This is a genomic window from Streptococcus infantis (genome assembly GCF_001579645.1).
Lineage (GTDB): Bacteria > Bacillota > Bacilli > Lactobacillales > Streptococcaceae > Streptococcus > Streptococcus infantis_E.
Map to the genome: position 1 here is coordinate 578,591 of NZ_KQ970818.1, position 17,337 is coordinate 595,927.

The 17,337-nt window shown below is 39.8% G+C and carries 16 protein-coding genes and 1 pseudogene; 13 read left to right on the top strand and 4 right to left on the bottom strand.

The features are described from left to right. The 6 genes from SINDD18_RS11215 to SINDD18_RS10780 form a co-directional block, all read left to right on the top strand. Positions 1-657, top strand: a 657-nt coding sequence (locus SINDD18_RS11215) for a glycosyltransferase family 4 protein (protein WP_241497314.1), incomplete at its 5' end; no start/stop codon positions are given. 8 nt (positions 658-665) lie between these two features. Continuing rightward, positions 666-1,982 carry a glycosyltransferase family 4 protein gene (locus tag SINDD18_RS02760; RefSeq protein ID WP_061862993.1) on the top strand — a complete coding sequence of 439 codons (1,317 nt, stop codon included), beginning with the start codon at positions 666-668 and terminating at the stop codon, positions 1,980-1,982. 26 nt (positions 1,983-2,008) lie between these two features. Continuing rightward, on the top strand, positions 2,009-2,200 hold the full coding sequence (locus SINDD18_RS02765) for a PspC domain-containing protein (RefSeq protein WP_000726417.1): 192 nt from the start codon (positions 2,009-2,011) through the stop codon (positions 2,198-2,200). 29 nt (positions 2,201-2,229) lie between these two features. Further along, positions 2,230-2,364 carry a DUF4044 domain-containing protein gene (locus SINDD18_RS02770; protein WP_000863850.1) on the top strand — a complete coding sequence of 45 codons (135 nt, stop codon included), beginning with the start codon at positions 2,230-2,232 and terminating at the stop codon, positions 2,362-2,364. Between the two features lie 75 nt (positions 2,365-2,439). Beyond that, complete coding sequence (obgE, locus tag SINDD18_RS02775; RefSeq protein WP_045763293.1) at positions 2,440-3,750, top strand: GTPase ObgE; 1,311 nt, start codon at positions 2,440-2,442, stop codon at positions 3,748-3,750. A 9-nt stretch (positions 3,751-3,759) separates the two neighbouring features. After that, positions 3,760-3,924, top strand: a complete 165-nt coding sequence (locus SINDD18_RS10780; RefSeq protein ID WP_049502767.1) for a hypothetical protein — start codon at positions 3,760-3,762, stop codon at positions 3,922-3,924. 34 nt (positions 3,925-3,958) lie between these two features. Here the strand turns inward: SINDD18_RS10780 and SINDD18_RS02785 are convergent, their stop codons facing one another. Further along, positions 3,959-4,429 carry an arginine repressor gene (locus tag SINDD18_RS02785; RefSeq protein ID WP_001030117.1) on the bottom strand — a complete coding sequence of 157 codons (471 nt, stop codon included), beginning with the start codon at positions 4,427-4,429 and terminating at the stop codon, positions 3,959-3,961. After that, positions 4,380-6,719, bottom strand: a complete 2,340-nt coding sequence (locus tag SINDD18_RS02790; RefSeq protein WP_061862994.1) for a Xaa-Pro dipeptidyl-peptidase — start codon at positions 6,717-6,719, stop codon at positions 4,380-4,382. The genes SINDD18_RS02785 and SINDD18_RS02790 overlap by 50 nt, the downstream gene beginning before the upstream one ends. Before the next feature lie 177 nt (positions 6,720-6,896). On the opposite strand from SINDD18_RS02790, the gene mutY reads away from it, so the two are divergent. From mutY to SINDD18_RS02810, 4 genes are all read left to right on the top strand, one after another. Continuing rightward, positions 6,897-8,060 carry an A/G-specific adenine glycosylase gene (gene mutY, locus SINDD18_RS02795; protein WP_061862995.1) on the top strand — a complete coding sequence of 388 codons (1,164 nt, stop codon included), beginning with the start codon at positions 6,897-6,899 and terminating at the stop codon, positions 8,058-8,060. Between the two features lie 64 nt (positions 8,061-8,124). Beyond that, positions 8,125-8,829: a response regulator YycF gene (gene yycF, locus SINDD18_RS02800; protein WP_049508493.1), complete on the top strand. Its 705-nt coding sequence runs from the start codon at positions 8,125-8,127 to the stop codon at positions 8,827-8,829. After that, entirely contained in the window at positions 8,822-10,171 is a 1,350-nt protein-coding gene (gene vicK, locus SINDD18_RS02805) for a cell wall metabolism sensor histidine kinase VicK (RefSeq protein ID WP_061862996.1), read from the top strand. Before yycF ends, vicK begins: the two co-directional genes overlap by 8 nt. A gap of 1 nt (position 10,172) precedes the next feature. Continuing rightward, a complete protein-coding gene (locus SINDD18_RS02810; protein ID WP_061862997.1) occupies positions 10,173-10,982 on the top strand; it encodes an MBL fold metallo-hydrolase in 810 nt (269 codons plus the stop codon). A gap of 36 nt (positions 10,983-11,018) precedes the next feature. Here the strand turns inward: SINDD18_RS02810 and SINDD18_RS02815 are convergent, their stop codons facing one another. Both SINDD18_RS02815 and SINDD18_RS02820 read right to left on the bottom strand, forming a co-directional pair. Continuing rightward, complete coding sequence (locus SINDD18_RS02815) at positions 11,019-11,366, bottom strand: thiol reductase thioredoxin (protein ID WP_049508487.1); 348 nt, start codon at positions 11,364-11,366, stop codon at positions 11,019-11,021. Between the two features lie 106 nt (positions 11,367-11,472). Beyond that, on the bottom strand, positions 11,473-13,191 hold the full coding sequence (locus SINDD18_RS02820; RefSeq protein WP_061862998.1) for a phospho-sugar mutase: 1,719 nt from the start codon (positions 13,189-13,191) through the stop codon (positions 11,473-11,475). A gap of 152 nt (positions 13,192-13,343) precedes the next feature. On the opposite strand from SINDD18_RS02820, the gene SINDD18_RS02825 reads away from it, so the two are divergent. The 3 genes and pseudogenes from SINDD18_RS02825 to SINDD18_RS02835 form a co-directional block, all read left to right on the top strand. Then, positions 13,344-15,245, top strand: coding sequence for an ABC-F family ATP-binding cassette domain-containing protein (locus SINDD18_RS02825; RefSeq protein WP_061862999.1), 1,902 nt, complete (start codon positions 13,344-13,346; stop codon positions 15,243-15,245). 1 nt (position 15,246) lies between these two features. After that, a pseudogene (locus SINDD18_RS02830) lies at positions 15,247-16,109 on the top strand (XRE/MutR family transcriptional regulator). A 75-nt stretch (positions 16,110-16,184) separates the two neighbouring features. After that, positions 16,185-17,337 (top strand): MFS transporter (locus tag SINDD18_RS02835; RefSeq protein WP_061863232.1); only part of this gene is annotated, 1,153 nt, incomplete at its 3' end.

Here is a 17,337-nt window from a genome sequence, read left to right on the forward strand (position 1 = left end):
GGTATTCCTCGTGAAAAGGTGACCTATATTCCTAACTTTGTTAACAAAGAAAAATGGCACCCACTTTCTGCAGAAAAAGTAAGTCAACTTCGACAAGATATGGGGTTGAGTGAAAATCAATTTGTAGTAGTAGGAGCTGGGCAGGTTCAGAAGCGCAAGGGAATCGATGATTTCATCACTCTTGCTGAGGAGCTACCGGACATCATCTTTATTTGGGCTGGAGGCTTCTCATTTGGTGGGATTACAGATGGTTATGAACGCTATAAAAAAATCATGGATAATCCTCCAGAAAATCTGATTTTCCCTGGAATTGTTGAGCCAGAACGGATGAAAGAACTGTATGCTTTGGCAGATTTGTTCTTACTTCCTAGCTATAATGAGCTCTTTCCGATGACTATTCTAGAAGCTGCGAGTTGTGAAGCACCCATTATGCTTCGTGATCTAGATCTTTACAAGGTCATTCTTGAAGGAAATTACAGACCAACCACCGATGTGGAAGAGATGAAACACGCTATTATGGAATATAGAGAGCATCCAGAAGCATTGAAAGAGTTAAAAGAAAAGGCCAAGGCTATTTCAAGAGAATACTCAGAGGAGCATCTCCTTGAAATATGGCTAAAATTCTATCGGGAACAAGCGGCTTTAGGAAAAAAATGAGGTAGTATATGCGAATTGGATTATTTACAGATACTTATTTCCCACAGGTTTCTGGTGTTGCAACCAGTATTAGAACCTTAAAAACAGAGCTTGAAAAGCAAGGGCATGCAGTCTTTATCTTCACGACAACCGATAAGGATGTCAATCGTTATGAAGACTGGCAGATTATTCGTATTCCTAGTGTCCCTTTCTTTGCCTTTAAAGACCGTCGTTTTGCTTACCGTGGATTTACGAAAGCTCTTGAGATTGCTAAACAATACAAACTCGATATTATTCATACCCAAACTGAATTTTCTCTTGGTTTATTGGGAATTTGGATTGCTCGAGAACTGAAAATCCCAGTCATTCATACATATCATACCCAGTATGAGGATTATGTTCACTATATTGCTAAGGGGATGTTGATTCGTCCAAGTATGGTCAAATATCTTGTTCGAGGTTTTTTGCATGACGTTGATGGAGTCATTTGTCCGAGTGAAATTGTGCGCGATCTTTTATCTGACTATAAGGTAAAAGTTGAAAAGCGTGTCATTCCTACTGGGATTGAGCTAGCCAAGTTTGAACGACCTGAGATTGGACCAGAACATATCGCAGACTTACGGGTTAAACTAGGTATTAAGGAAGATGAAAAGATGCTTCTTAGTCTTTCGCGTGTTTCTTACGAGAAGAACATTCAAGCCGTTCTGGCAGCATTTCCAGATGTTCTAAAAGAAGAGCAAAATGTTAAATTAGTCGTAGCTGGAGATGGTCCTTATCTGGAAAATCTCAAGGAGCAAGCATCAGATTTAAAGATTCAAGATTCTGTTATCTTTACTGGTATGATTGCCCCGAGTGAGACAGCGCTCTATTATAAGGCGGCTGACTTCTTTATCTCAGCTTCAACTAGTGAGACGCAAGGCTTGACCTATCTTGAAAGTCTTGCAAGTAAGACTCCGGTGATAGCTCACGGAAATCCCTATCTTGATAACCTCATCAATCATAAAATGTTTGGAACGCTTTATTATGAAGAGAGAGATCTAGCAGGGGCTATTTTAGAAGTTTTAATTGCAACTCCAAAGATGGATGAAAAACTTTTGGCTGAAAAATTGTATGAAATTTCGGCTGAGAATTTTGCTAAGAGAGTGCATGAATTCTATCTAGATGTTATTATTTCAAATAATTTTGAAAAAGAATTGACTGCAGATGAACCTGTTACGAAACGTATTTTAAAGACAGTATTCTATATACCACAACAAGCAGTGTCTATGCCGGTCAAGGGTTCAAGACGTATGTTGAAAGCTTCTAGAAAACAGTTGAGTCATTTAAGAAAATATTTGAACGATTAATCTAATTAAAGAAAGGAAATAAAAAAATGAAAAAGAAATTTATGAGAAGTGGTAGAGATCAAAAAATCGGTGGTGTATGCGCTGGTTTAGCTAATTATTTTGATATTGACCCTACAATTGTACGTGTGATTTGGGGAGTTCTAGCTTTCTGTTATGGTGCTGGGCTTATTGCTTACTTGATCTTGTGGGCAATCGCTCCTGTATCAGATGAATTTTAAGATTAGAGTATTATAGTAAAGGAGAAAAAATGGCATTTGGTGATAATGGGAAACGTAAAAAAACTTTCTTTGAAAAACTAACAATGTTTGTCGTATTAATCATGTTATTTGTAACCCTAGCAGGTATCTTTGCTACAGCCATCGGTGTATTTAGCAGATTTTAAAATGCTAGATTTTCTAGCAAGTTGTAATAGTTGGTGACTGGGATTTCCCAGCCCTTTTTAGAGTGAGAAAAGAATATGAGTATGTTTTTAGATACAGCCAAGATCAAGGTCAAGGCTGGAAATGGTGGCGATGGGATGGTTGCCTTTCGCCGTGAAAAATACGTCCCTAATGGCGGTCCATGGGGAGGTGATGGAGGCCGTGGTGGTAACGTTGTCTTTGTTGTAGATGAAGGTTTACGTACCCTGATGGACTTCCGTTACAATCGTCATTTCAAGGCCCAATCGGGTGAAAAAGGGATGACCAAAGGAATGCATGGTAGAGGAGCAGAGGACTTGATTGTTCGAGTGCCTCAAGGTACAACTGTACGTGATGCAGAAACTGGAAAAGTTATCACTGACTTGATTGAGCACGGCCAAGAGTTTATTGTTGCTCACGGTGGTCGAGGTGGCCGTGGAAATATCCGTTTTGCGACACCAAAAAATCCTGCTCCAGAGATTTCTGAGAATGGAGAACCTGGTCAGGAGCGCGAATTACAGTTAGAACTTAAAATTCTTGCTGATGTTGGTTTGGTTGGATTCCCTTCAGTTGGTAAATCAACTCTGCTCAGCGTAATTACCTCTGCAAAACCTAAAATTGGTGCCTACCACTTTACCACGATTGTACCAAATCTTGGTATGGTCCGTACCCAATCCGGTGAATCCTTTGCAGTGGCAGACCTTCCAGGATTGATTGAAGGTGCTAGTCAAGGCGTGGGCTTGGGAACTCAGTTCCTTCGCCATATTGAGCGTACTCGCGTTATCCTTCATATCATCGATATGTCAGCCAGTGAAGGTCGCGATCCTTACGAAGATTATCTAGCTATTAACAAAGAGTTGGAATCTTACAATCTTCGTCTAATGGAGCGTCCACAAATTATTGTTGCTAATAAGATGGATATGCCAGAAAGTCAGGAAAACCTTGAAGAATTCAAGAAAAAATTGGCAACTAACTTTGATGAGTTCGAGGAATTACCAGCAATCTTTCCAATATCAGGTTTGACCAAACAAGGTTTAGCACCTTTATTGGACGCAACGGCTGAACTTCTTGATAAGACCCCAGAATTCCTTCTTTATGATGAGTCAGAAATGGAAGAAGAAGTTTATTATGGCTTTGATGAAGAAGAAAAACCATTTGAAATTAGTCGTGATGACGATGCAACTTGGGTACTTTCAGGTGAAAAACTCATTAAACTCTTTAATATGACTAACTTTGACCGTGATGAGTCTGTTATGAAGTTTGCTCGTCAGTTGCGTGGTATGGGAGTCGATGAAGCTCTCCGTGCCCGTGGCGCCAAGGATGGAGATTTGGTTCGTATCGGTAAGTTTGAGTTTGAATTTGTGGACTAGGAGATAGCTATGGGAGATAAACCGATATCTTTCCGTGATGCTGATGGAAATTTTGTTTCTGCAGCAGATGTCTGGAATGAGAAGAAGTTAGAAGAACTGTTTAATCGCCTCAATCCAAATAGAGCTTTGAGACTAGCAAGAACTAAAAAGCAAGCTGAAAATAACAAATCATAAAATTAACCGTGATGAGAGTCATCACGGGTTTTTGCTACCGATCAAAAAATAGAGGTGGTGCAAATTGTTTGAGGCGTTCAAAGCAAGATTGAGCTTGCTCCTTATCCTCGCAGATAACCAAACAGACATCATTTCCACAGATAGTAGCGACTATTTCAGGAAAGTTTAGCGCGTCCAAGATAGATCCGAAGGATTGTGCCAAACCTGGATAGGTTTTGATAACAACTTGGTGTTGGACGGGTTGCATCATGTAGAGGGCTTCCTCCATATAGACTTCTAGCCGTTTTTCCCACTTGGATGTAGAGCCAGTGTTGATTGAATAATAGGAGTGTTCACCTTCACGAATCTTAGAAAGATTCATCAGGTTAATGTCTCTTGAAAGTGTTGCTTGTGTGACCTGTACTCCGTTTTCAATCAGTAGTTCTTGTAATTCAGTTTGGGTATGAATTTTTTGTTTAGTGATTAGGGCTCGGATGAGCTGGTGTCTTTGCTCGGCTTTGTTCATCTACAGTTACCTCCCTTTGAAAAGGTATCTCAAGATTGGACTGTGCAAGATCGACAGTCAAGTGATAGTCTGTATTGTCACGTACAGTAATCTCAAAGTCTGTTGTGTAAAGAACGAGACGTACTGTATCGCCTTCTTTTAGTTTGTAAATAGTTGGTTGGAGTTCAAATTGAAATTCCATCCATTCATCAGGCTTAACTTCCTCAATTTTCAGTAAATCATGACGATTTTGAAGATTGAGATAGCCTTTGGTGATAACGCGCTGTGCATTTGGGCTAAACGGTAGCTCGCAAAGATTTTCCAGCATGTGGTAACGACCATTATCAATCGTACGAGCAGACAAGACTCCTGGATATGGTTGTAGATATTTCTTTTGACCAAGTTCGAGAAGTTGAGCAGAAAGTAAACCTTTGTTTGTACTTGACTTGAGACGAAGATTTAGTTTAACACGCCCATTAAGATGAAGGTCTTCCGTTACTGGAAGGTCAATGGTTACCTGGTTGACTTTCCCTTGATAGAGTTCATTGTTAAAGGTTTGGTAGGTTTTTCCAAAACGTTCAAAATCAGAGTCTTGATAGTGGTTTTGAATGACAGCTTCTTCAGTACCTAATGTGAAAGTTTTGTGGTCAGTTTGATTTCCAAAATCTTCAAGAGTTATCCAGGTTTGAGGACGAGTATTGTCTTGCCAAACGACACTTGGAAGTTGGTAGTCAGTTTCTTGGTCCAATAATTTCTGCGTCAAAAGAGCATTCATGGATTCACGGAAATCAATAGACTGCCAGTTGTTCATATAAACATGGGCACCGTTATGATAAAAGAGATGTTTCTTAATATTGCTTGGAAGAGCATTGAACATTTGATAGACATGAAGTGGTTTGACATTCCAGTCTTGCGAACCGTGGGTAAAGACAACTTCAGCCTTAACTTTTTCAGCATTAAGTAGGTAGTTTCTGTCATGCCAAAATTGGTTATAATCTCCAGTTTTACGGTCTAGATTTTTCTTCAATTCTTCTATAGACTCTTTATGAGCTTCGTTTCCACGAATATAGTCACCAGCTAAGAGATTACGAGAATAAGTTAATTCATCTAATGAATCGAAGTCCTCCCCTGGATAGCCACCAGGGCTTGTTACCAGACCATTTTCTCGATAATAGTTGTACCAAGAAGAAATACCGGCTTCAGCAATAATGACTTCTAAACCATCAACTCCTGTAGTAGCAAGACCATTAGACATTGTTCCTAGATAAGAAAGACCAGTAGTGGCAACTTTTCCATTTGACCAGTCAGCCTTGACCTGACGTTTACGACTGTGGTCTGTGAAGGCACGACAACGACAATTGAGCCAATCAATAACATTTTTATAGGCTTCAACTTGTCGGTAATCTCCGTTGGTCATTTGACCTTGAGAATCCTTGGTTCCAAGACCAGATACGTAGATATTTGCAAATCCTCTTGGAAGGAAGTAGTCGTTAAGTGTGTAGCTGCTATTGATATGAGTGAGTTTTTCTTCAGCTTCTGGAACGAGTTCAGCTTCTCCAACAGGTTCAACCAAGTCTAATGTTGGTTTTTCTAGAGAAATTTCATGCGGTTCCTTGACTTCTAGCTCAGCTTCCATTTTGTAAAGAGCTTTATCGCTAGCCTTATCATTGGTTCCTTGATGGTAAGGATTTGCCGTCATAACAGCTGGAATTTTGCCGTGGTAAGATGGACGAATAATGTTTACCTTGATAAGATCTGGCAGTCCATCATTATCAGAATCAATACGACTTTCCACATAAACAACTTCCCGAATAGCATTGTTTGCAGAAAAGGTTGCCAAACTCTTGCCATTGAAGTAGTGGTAAGAGTTGTCCTCAGGGATAAGACCGTCGCTAACCAATTGATCGATTAAGGTATTTCCCTTTTTAGTGCGCGTGTTAAGGAGTTGATAGAGATTGTCAATCAAATCTCCGTATACAATAGGGAATGCTGTTTCTTTGTGAAAAACAAGACCGTCTTCAAAGTCTGTCAAGTAACTGAAACCAAGCAACTGAAAGGAAACAGTATAGAAAATTTCTGCAGTTAATTCACGATCAGAATTGAAGAAAGTGAGCAGATCAGTTTCTTTATCAACAGCTAAAGTTGAGAGGGGATAATCTGTATTTTTGTAATTGAAAAAACAAGTTCTAACAAAAGCTTCAAACAGTTCTTTCGCAGAATTTGATTGGTCTAGCTTGAATCCAAGGCTGGATAATTCCTGTAAAGCTTCTTGCTGGCTTACAGGATAGTAACTGAATTGATTAAAACGCATAGATGCCTCCTTTGAAGAATCATTAAATTTATTATATCAAAAAAGTAGGGAAAATGATAGAATCAGCTGGTTTGTAAAGGTTAAATTGCTAATTTTCTAATAGAGTTTAAGAGAGTGTTTTAACAAGCCCTATCTTGATTTTTTGAGTATCCTAAAAGGTTATGCTATACTAGAAATATGTTAGATTTGGAGAAATATGGTGTGACCATGTGGGAAGAGGACAAGATTCTCTCTTTCCGTCAAAAATTATTAGCTTGGTATGACGAAAACAAGCGGGATTTACCCTGGAGACGAAGCAAGAATCCTTATCATATTTGGGTATCTGAAATCATGTTGCAGCAAACTCGAGTTGATACCGTCATTCCCTATTATGAGCGTTTTTTAGACTGGTTTCCGACGGTTGAGAGCTTAGCAAATGCTCCTGAGGAGCGCTTATTAAAAGCCTGGGAAGGGCTTGGCTATTATTCTCGTGTCCGCAATATGCAAACAGCCGCTCAACAGATTATGAGTGAATTTGAAGGCAAGTTCCCGTCAACTTATGAAGGCATTTCAAGCTTAAAAGGGATTGGTCCTTATACAGCTGGTGCAATCTCTAGTATTGCCTTTAACCTTCCGCAGCCTGCAGTAGATGGCAATGTCATGCGTGTTTTGGCACGTTTGTTTGAAGTCAATCATGATATTGGAAATCCTAGCAATCGAAAAATATTTCAAGCGATGATGGAAGTTCTGATAGATCCTGATCGTCCAGGTGATTTCAATCAGGCTTTGATGGATTTAGGTTCAGATATTGAGGCTCCTGTTAATCCAAGACCGGAGGAGAGTCCTGTTAAGGAGTTCAGTGCTGCTTACCAACATGGGACCATGGATCGCTATCCCATTAAGGCTCCCAAGAAAAAGCCAATCCCTATTTATCTAAAGGCTCTTGTAGTGCAAAATAATCAGGGGCAGTTTCTATTAGAGAAGAATGAGAGTGAAAAACTCTTGGCTGGATTTTGGCATTTTCCCTTGATTGAAGTTGATGAATTCTCAGACCAGACTCAGGACTTGGACCTTTTTAGTCAAGTAGCGGAGCCAATTCTAGAACTGGGACCATCTCCACAGGAGAGTTTTGAACAGGACTATGATCTTGAAGTTGATTGGCAAGATCTACGATTTGAAGAGGTCAAGCACATTTTTAGCCATCGTAAATGGCATATCCAGATAATTGCAGGCCGAGTTACTGAAACACAGGAATATGCAGATAGAGAGGTCCTTTGGTTAAGTCCGGAAGAATTTATCAATTATCCCCTAGCTAAACCTCAGCAAAAGATTTGGCAAGCCTACTTGAAAAGAAGCTGCTAGTATCGGTCTTTCGTGTCTTCTTTACATTTTTTTGGTATAATGAGATAAGGAAAAAGGTGACTAAATGAAAAAAATACTAATTGTAGATGATGAAAAACCCATCTCAGATATTATAAAATTTAATATGACCAAGGAAGGTTATGAAGTTGTAACTGCTTTTAATGGTCGTGAAGCACTTGAACAATTTGAAGCTGAGCAACCAGATATTATTATCTTGGATTTGATGCTTCCAGAGATTGATGGACTTGAGGTCGCAAAAACTATTCGTAAGACAAGTAGTGTTCCTATTATTATGCTTTCAGCAAAGGACAGCGAGTTTGATAAGGTTATTGGGCTTGAACTTGGAGCGGATGACTATGTAACCAAGCCATTTTCAAATCGTGAACTACAGGCCCGTGTTAAAGCTCTTCTCCGTCGTACAGATCTTGTTTCAGTCGATAACCAAGAACCTGAAACGAAATTACAAAGTCTGCAGATTGGCGATTTGGAGATTTTACCAGATGCCTACGTGGCTAAGAAATATGGTGAAGAGTTAGACCTAACCCACCGCGAATTCGAACTCTTACATCATTTAGCTTCTCATCTTGGTCAAGTTATCACCCGTGAACACCTGCTTGAGACTGTTTGGGGTTATGACTACTTTGGGGATGTCCGTACAGTAGACGTAACCATTAGGCGTTTGCGTGAGAAGATTGAAGATACACCAAGTAGACCTGAATACATTCTAACTCGTCGTGGAGTAGGATATTACATGAGAAATAATGATTGAAGTAATTAAACAAACTGTTTTGACAAGAGATTTCGTCTTTATCCTCATCCTAATTGGCTTTATTATGCTAGTGACTTTTCTTCTGCTTGAGAGCCGTCGTGATAATATTCGCCTTAGACAATTAAACCAGAAGGTTAAGGATTTAATTGCTGGTGATTATTCTCAGGTTTTGGATATGCAGGGAAGTTCAGAGATTACCAATATCACTAACAATCTTAATGATTTGTCTGAAGTAATCCGTTTGACTCAAGAAAATCTGGAACAAGAGAGTAAAAGGTTGCATAGTATCTTGTCCTACATGACAGACGGAGTACTTGCAACCAATCGTCGTGGTCAGATTATCATGATTAATGACATGGCTAAGAGACAACTTGGAGTTGAAAGGGATGATGCTCTTAATCAAAATATCTTAGAGTTACTCAAGATTGAAGATGAGTATGAGTTGAGAGATCTCATAACCCAAAGTCCTGAGTTGATGATTTATTCGCAGAATCTTAATGGCGAGTATATCAGCTTGCGCGTACGTTTTGCCTTGATTCGTAGAGAGTCTGGCTTTATCTCTGGTTTAGTAGCAGTTCTACATGATACGACTGAGCAAGAGAAGGAAGAACGAGAGAGAAGGCTTTTCGTTTCGAACGTTAGTCATGAATTGCGTACACCTTTGACCAGTGTAAAATCCTATCTTGAGGCCTTGGACGAAGGAGCCCTAACAGAACCAGTTGCTCCAGATTTTATCAAGGTTTCTCTGGATGAAACCAATCGTATGATGCGGATGGTGACGGACCTCTTGCACCTCTCACGGATTGACAATGAGACTAGTCACTTAGATGTTGAATTGATTAACTTTACGGCCTTTATCACCTTTATTCTCAATCGTTTTGATAAAATGAAAAGTCAAGATGAGGAGAAGAAGTATGAGTTGGTGAGAGATTATCCGATTAACTCTGTTTGGATTGAGATTGATACAGATAAGATGACCCAGGTGATTGACAATATCCTGAATAACGCTATCAAGTATTCACCAGATGGTGGAAAAATCACTGTAAGCATGAAGACTACAGATGATCAGATGATTTTATCTATTTCGGACCAAGGGCTTGGGATCCCTAAAGAGGATTTACCAAAGATTTTTGACCGTTTTTATCGTGTTGACAAGGCAAGAAGTCGTGCGCAAGGTGGTACTGGTCTAGGACTTGCTATTGCTAAAGAAATCGTCAAACAACATAATGGATTTATCTGGGCTAAGAGTGAATACGGTAAGGGTTCAACCTTTACTATCGTACTTCCATACGATAAGGATGCCGTGAAAGAAGAGATTTGGGAGGATGAACTAGAAGACTAGAATGAGTGATATCTGTTTTAAATACAGTATTTTAGCATCGGGTTCCAGTGGAAATTCATTTTACTTGGAAACACCAAAAAAGAAAATTTTAGTAGATGCGGGACTATCAGGCAAAAAAATTACAAGCCTTTTGAGTGAAATCAATCGTAAACCAGAGGATTTAGACGCTATCTTGATTACGCATGAACATTCAGACCATATCCACGGTGTGGGCGTTCTGGCTCGCAAGTACGGTATGGATCTTTATGCCAATGAGAAAACTTGGCAGGCTATGGAAAATAGTAAGTATCTCGGTAAGGTTGACTCGTCCCAAAAGCATATTTTCGAGATGGGAAAAACCAAAACCTTTGGTGACATCGATATTGAGAGTTTTGGTGTGAGTCATGATGCAGTGGCGCCCCAGTTTTATCGTTTTATGAAGGATGATAAGAGCTTTGTCATGCTGACGGATACGGGCTATGTTAGTGATCGTATGGCTGGCATTGTCGAGAACGCAGATGGCTATCTAATCGAGTCAAATCATGATGTTGAAATCCTGCGAGCTGGATCTTATGCTTGGCGACTTAAACAACGCATCCTGTCTGATCTTGGGCATCTCTCAAATGAAGATGGAGCAGATGCTATGATTCGCACACTAGGTAATCGTACCAAGAAGATTTACCTAGGCCATTTGTCTAAGGAAAATAATATCAAAGAGCTGGCCCACATGACCATGGTTAATCAGTTAGCTCAAGCAGATCTTGGAGTTGGAGTAGACTTTCAAGTTTACGATACTTCACCAGACACTGCAACACCATTGACGGAGATATAAAAAAGAAGGCACAAGCCTTCTTTTTTATAGACTATTTTACAAGCCAGCAAATTCTTTGATTTCTTGAGCTGACATTGAAGAGTCGCAACGGACATTGATTTGACCATTTGCAACATGGACGAAGCCTGGTACAGTAGGGATTTCATAGCGTGAGCGGAAGTCTTGTAAAGCTTCAAGTTGACTTGGTTCTTCGCTATTGATGAAGTAGATGTGTGCCTTTGTTTCGGCAACGACACCAGCTAAAGTTCCGGCAAATTTACGGCAGTAAGGACAAGTTTTGCGTCCGATGAAGAAAGTTGCTGTTTCTTGCTTGTCAAGTGCTTCTTGAGCACGTGCTACAGTTGTAACTTCAAGATCTTTAATGTTTTCTAAAAATTGTTCCATGAGTTTTCCTCGCTTTCTTTTAAATCTAGTATGCCATAAAGTTTTTAAAAATGCTTAGATTTGATACGAAAAAAGATGAGATAGACCATCTCATCTTTTTAAGTTGTTATTTTACAAAAGCGTTGATTTCAGCTTCAATGTTTGCAATTTTAGTTTGTGAATCTTCATTGCTTTCACCAACCACTGCAATATAGAATTTAATTTTTGGTTCAGTACCTGAAGGACGAACAGCAATCCAAGAACCATCCGCAAGTGTGTATTTCAAGACATCACTTGGAGGAGTTGTCAAGGTTGTTACAGTGCCATCAGCGGCAGTAGATGTTTGTGCTTTAAAGTCTTCAGTAATTGAAACTGCTGTTGCGTTAAATTCTTTTGGCCCATTTTCACGGAATTTAGCCATAATTGCTTTGATTTGCTCAGCACCATCAACACCAGAGAGGGTAACAGAGATTGTCTTTTCAGCATAGTAGCCGTACTCTTTGTAGATTTCTTCGATACCATCTGCAAGAGTCAAACCACGTGAACGGTAGTAAGCTGCAAGTTCAGCAACAACAAGAACAGCTTGGATAGCGTCTTTATCACGCACGAATGGTTTAATCAAGTAACCGAAGCTTTCTTCAAACCCCATCATGTAAGTGTGATTGTGTTTTTCTTCGAATTCTTGGATTTTTTCAGCGATAAATTTGAAACCAGTCAAGACGTTGAACATAGTTGCGCCGTAGCTTTCAGCAATCTTCGTTACCAAGTCAGTTGATACGATAGATTTGCAAAGAGCTGCGTTTTCTGGAAGTGTCCCAGCATTTTTGTGGGCTTCCAAGATGTACTTAGCCATGATAGCACCGATTTGGTTACCTGAAAGGTTGAGGTAGCTACCGTCTTTTTGAAGGACTTCAACACCGACACGGTCAGCGTCAGGGTCAGTTGCAACAAGAACATCAGCTCCTACTTGGCGACCAAGTTCTTCTGCAAGAGCAAAGGCTGCTTGACTTTCTGGGTTTGGAGATTTAACAGTTGAGAAGTCTGGGTCTGGAGTTGCTTGAGCTTCAACGACTTGAACAGAGTCAAATCCTGCTTGAGCAAGAGCACGACGAGCCAACATTTCACCAGTACCGTGAAGAGGAGTGTAGACAATCTTCATGTCCTTACCAAACTCTTCAATCAAAGCTGGGTTGATGTTCACATCTTTAACTTCTTTGAGGTATTCGGTATCGACTGCTTCGCCAATAACTTCAATCAAACCAGAAGCTTTTTCAGCTTCTACATCAGCAACTTCAACAGCAAATGGATTTTCAATAGCACGGATGTAAGTTGTCAAAGCATCAGCATCGTGTGGAGGCATTTGACCACCATCTTCTCCGTAAACCTTGTAACCATTAAATGGAGCAGGGTTGTGGCTAGCAGTAATCATGATACCTGCGAAGCAGTTGAGGTGACGAACAGCAAATGAAAGTTCTGGTGTTGGACGGAGACTTTCAAAAACATAAGATTTAATACCGTGTTTAGCAAGAACTGCTGCAGATTCAAAGGCAAATTCTGGAGAAAAGTGACGGCTATCATAAGCGATGGCTACACCACGTTCTTTTTCGTTTCCACCTTTTGACTCAATCAAACGAGCCAAACCTTCGGTTGCTTGACGAACAACGTAGATGTTAATGCGGTTGGTACCAGCACCAATCAGTCCACGCATACCTGCAGTACCAAACTCAAGATTGGTATAGAATGCGTCTTCTTTAGTTTTCTCGTCCATGTTTTCCAAATCTTGACGAAGGTAATCTGGAAGTTCTGCGAAATCAACCCATTTTTGGTAGTTTTCTTGGTAAGCCATAGGAAATCTCCTTTAATATATAATCTAATCGCTTACATTATATCACGATTTGAAGTTTTAGTAAAACGTTAGCATGAGTTTCTGAAAAAGTTATGAAATGTACCTAAACCACAAGTCTTGAACGGCTTACCGAAACATGCTATACTAACTGTATGATTATTTTACAAGCTAATAAAATTGAACGTTCTTTTGCAGGAGAGGTTCTTTTTGATAATATAAACCTACAAGTAGATGAAAGAGACCGTATTGCCCTCGTTGGGAAAAATGGTGCTGGGAAGTCTACATTACTCAAGATATTGGTTGGAGAAGAGGAGCCAACCACTGGTGAAATCAATAAGAAAAAAGATATTTCCCTCTCTTATCTAGCACAGGATAGTCGCTTTGAGTCTGAAAATACAATTTACGATGAAATGCTACATGTATTTGATGACTTGCGTTGTACTGAAAGACAACTTCGACAGATGGAGTTGGAGATGGGGGAAAAAACTGGGGCAGAATTAGACAAACTTATGTCTGTCTATGATCGCCTATCAGAAAATTTCCGTCAGGCTGGAGGATTTACCTATGAAGCCGATATTCGCTCTATCTTAAATGGATTCAAGTTTGACGAGTCCATGTGGCAGATGCGAATCGCTGAGCTTTCCGGTGGTCAAAATACCCGTTTAGCCCTTGCCAAAATGCTCCTTGAAAAGCCTAATCTCTTGGTCTTGGACGAGCCGACTAACCACCTAGATATTGAAACGATTGCCTGGTTAGAAAACTATTTGGTCAACTACAGTGGTGCCTTGATTATCGTCAGCCATGACCGTTATTTCCTCGATAAGGTTGCGACCATAACACTCGATTTAACCAAACATTCTTTAGATAGATATGTAGGAAACTACTCAAGTTTTGTGGAGCAGAAGGAGCAGAAGCTCGCAACTGAAGCCAAAAACTACGAAAAGCAGCAGAAGGAAATTGCTGCCTTAGAAGACTTTGTTAACCGAAATCTTGTTCGAGCATCAACTACAAAACGTGCTCAATCTCGACGCAAGCAACTGGAGAAGATGGAGCGCTTGGACAAGCCTGAAGCTGGGAAAAAGTCAGCTAATATGACCTTCCATTCTGACAGGGTATCTGGTAATGTCGTTTTGACAGTTGAAAATGCTGCTATTGGCTATGATGGTGAAATCTTATCAGAACCCATCAACCTTGACCTTCGTAAGATGAATGCTGTTGCCATCGTTGGTCCTAACGGTATTGGTAAGTCAACCTTTATTAAATCCATTGTGGATCAGATTCCCTTTATCAAGGGTAAGAAGCGCTTTGGTGCTAATGTTGAGGTTGGTTACTATGACCAGACTCAGAGCAAACTAACACCGAGTAATACAGTTTTAGACGAACTCTGGAATGATTTTAAGTTGACACCTGAACTGGAAATCCGTAATCGCCTAGGGGCCTTCCTTTTTTCTGGTGACGATGTTAAGAAATCTGTTGGGATGCTGTCAGGTGGAGAGAAAGCTCGTTTGCTTCTAGCTAAACTTTCAATGGAAAATAATAACTTCCTGATTCTAGACGAGCCGACAAACCACTTGGACATCGATAGCAAGGAAGTGTTGGAAAATGCCTTGATTGACTTTGATGGGACCTTGCTTTTTGTCAGCCACGACCGTTACTTTATCAACCGTGTAGCCACTCATGTGTTGGAATTATCTGAGAATGGATCAACCCTTTATCTTGGTGATTATGACTATTATGTTGATAAAAAAGCAGAGCTAGCAGCTAGCCAAGCGGAAGAAGCGGCAGCATATAACCAAGAAAAAGAGGTTTCTCCAGTTAATGACTACCAAGCTCAAAAGGAGAGTCAAAAAGAACTGCGTAAATTGATGAGACAAATTGAGAACTTGGAGGCAGAAATCGAAGAACTGGAAACTCAAGCCCAAGCTATCTCTGAACAAATGCATACCACCAATGATGCAGATGAACTCATGCAATTACAAGCAGAACTGGATAAAATTAGCCATCGTCAAGAAGAAGCAATGCTAGAGTGGGAAGAATTATCGGAGCAGGTGTAAGATGGAAAATCTTGGAAAAGTTTTTCGTGAATTTCGAATCAGTAAAAATTACTCTCTAAAAGAAGCTGCAGGAGAGGCCTGTTCGACCTCCCAATTATCCCGCTTTGAATTGGGGGAGTCGGATCTGGCTGCATCTCGTTTCTTTGAAATATTAGATAATATTCATGTGACGATTGAGAATTTTATGGATAAAACTAGAAATTTTCAACATCATGAGCATGTCGGCTTGATGGCTCAGATTATTCCACTTTACTACTCAAATGATATTGCAGGTTTTCAAAAACTTCAAGAAGAACAACTTGAAAAGGCTAAGAGTTCAACAAATCCCCTCTATTTTGAGCTGAACTGGATTTTGTTACAAGGTCTGATTTGTCAAAGAGATGCTAGCTTCACTATGAAGCAAGATGATCTGGATATGGTGGCAGATTATCTTTTCCAAACGGATGAATGGACCATGTATGAGTTGATCCTCTTTGGCAATCTCTATAGCTTTTATGATGTGGACTATGTTGCTCGACTTGGTAGAGAAGTGATGGAGAGGGAGGATTTCTACAAAGAAATTGGACGCCATCGAAAACTGGTCTTGATTTTAGCTCTTAATTGTTACCAGCATTGTTTAGAACATCTTGCTTTTGAAAATGCCAGCTACTTTGAAGCTTATATAGTGAAGATCATAGGTAAGAGCATCAAACTCTATGAGCGTAATGTTTTCCACTTTCTTAAAGGCTTTGCCCTTTATCAGAAGGGGGGAAAAAAGAAGGTTGTAAACAAATGCAGGAAGCTATGAATATTTTTGATGTTCTTGGGCTACCAGAGCAGGTAGCCTACTATCAGGAACATTACGATAAGTTTGTAAAAAATTAATTTCCCAAATAAGGGAAAAATGAGAAACTCCTTCAAGTTTTGATACAATAGTTTCAAAATTTGAAAGGAGTTTTTATGAATCGATATGCAGTACAGTTGATTAGCCGTGGAGCTATAAACAAGATAGGAAATATGCTCTATGATTATGGAAATAGTGTTTGGTTGGCATCGATGGGAACGATTGGGCAAACCGCTCTAGGGATTTATCAGATTTCTGAACTCGTTACATCCATTCTAGTCAATCCCTTTGGTGGAGTGATTTCAGACCGTATTTCCCGCCGCAAGATTTTGATGACGACCGACTTGGTTTGTGGGATTCTCTGTCTGGCCATTTCTTTTATAAGGAACGACAGCTGGATGATTGGAGCTTTGATCTTTGCTAATATTGTTCAGGCAGTTGCCTTTGCATTTTCTCGCACTGCCAATAAAGCTATTATAACGGAGGTTGTTGAGAAAGACGAGATAGTGACCTATAACTCTCGCTTAGAGTTAGTTTTGCAGGTTGTTGGTGTTAGTTCACCTGTGCTTTCTTTCCTTGTTTTACAATTTGCAAGTCTTCATATGACGCTCTTACTAGATGCTCTGACTTTTTTCATTGCTTTTTCACTAGTTGCTTTACTTCCAAAAGAAGAACCAAAGGTTCAAGGGCAGAAAAGTTTCACTGGGAAAGATATTTTTGCGGATATCAAAGATGGCTTGCACTATATCAGGCATCAAAAAGAAATTTTCTTTCTCTTGTTAGTGGCTTCCAGTGTGAATTTCTTTTTTGCAGCTTTTGAGTTTTTGCTCCCTTTTTCAAATAAACTCTATGGTGTAGAAGGAGCCTATGCGACTATCTTAACCATGGGTGCAATTGGCTCAATCATTGGAGCACTGATAGCAAATAAATTTAAATCGAGCATGAATACACTTTTGTTCTTATTGATCCTCACAGGAGTAGGAGTTTTCATGATGGGCTTGCCACTGCCTAGTTTTCTTACCTTTTCAGGAAACCTAGTTTGTGAATTATTTATGACAATTTTTAATATTCACTTCTTTACTCAGGTACAGACCAAGGTTGATGGAGACTATCTGGGGAGGTTATTGAGTACCATTTTTACACTGGCAATTCTCTTTATGCCGCTTGCGAAAGGTGTAATGACATTTTTACCAAGTGTGCAATTAGTTTCCTTTTTAATCATCGGACTTGGAGTTATTTTACTTTCGTTGGTATCAATGTTCTATATTC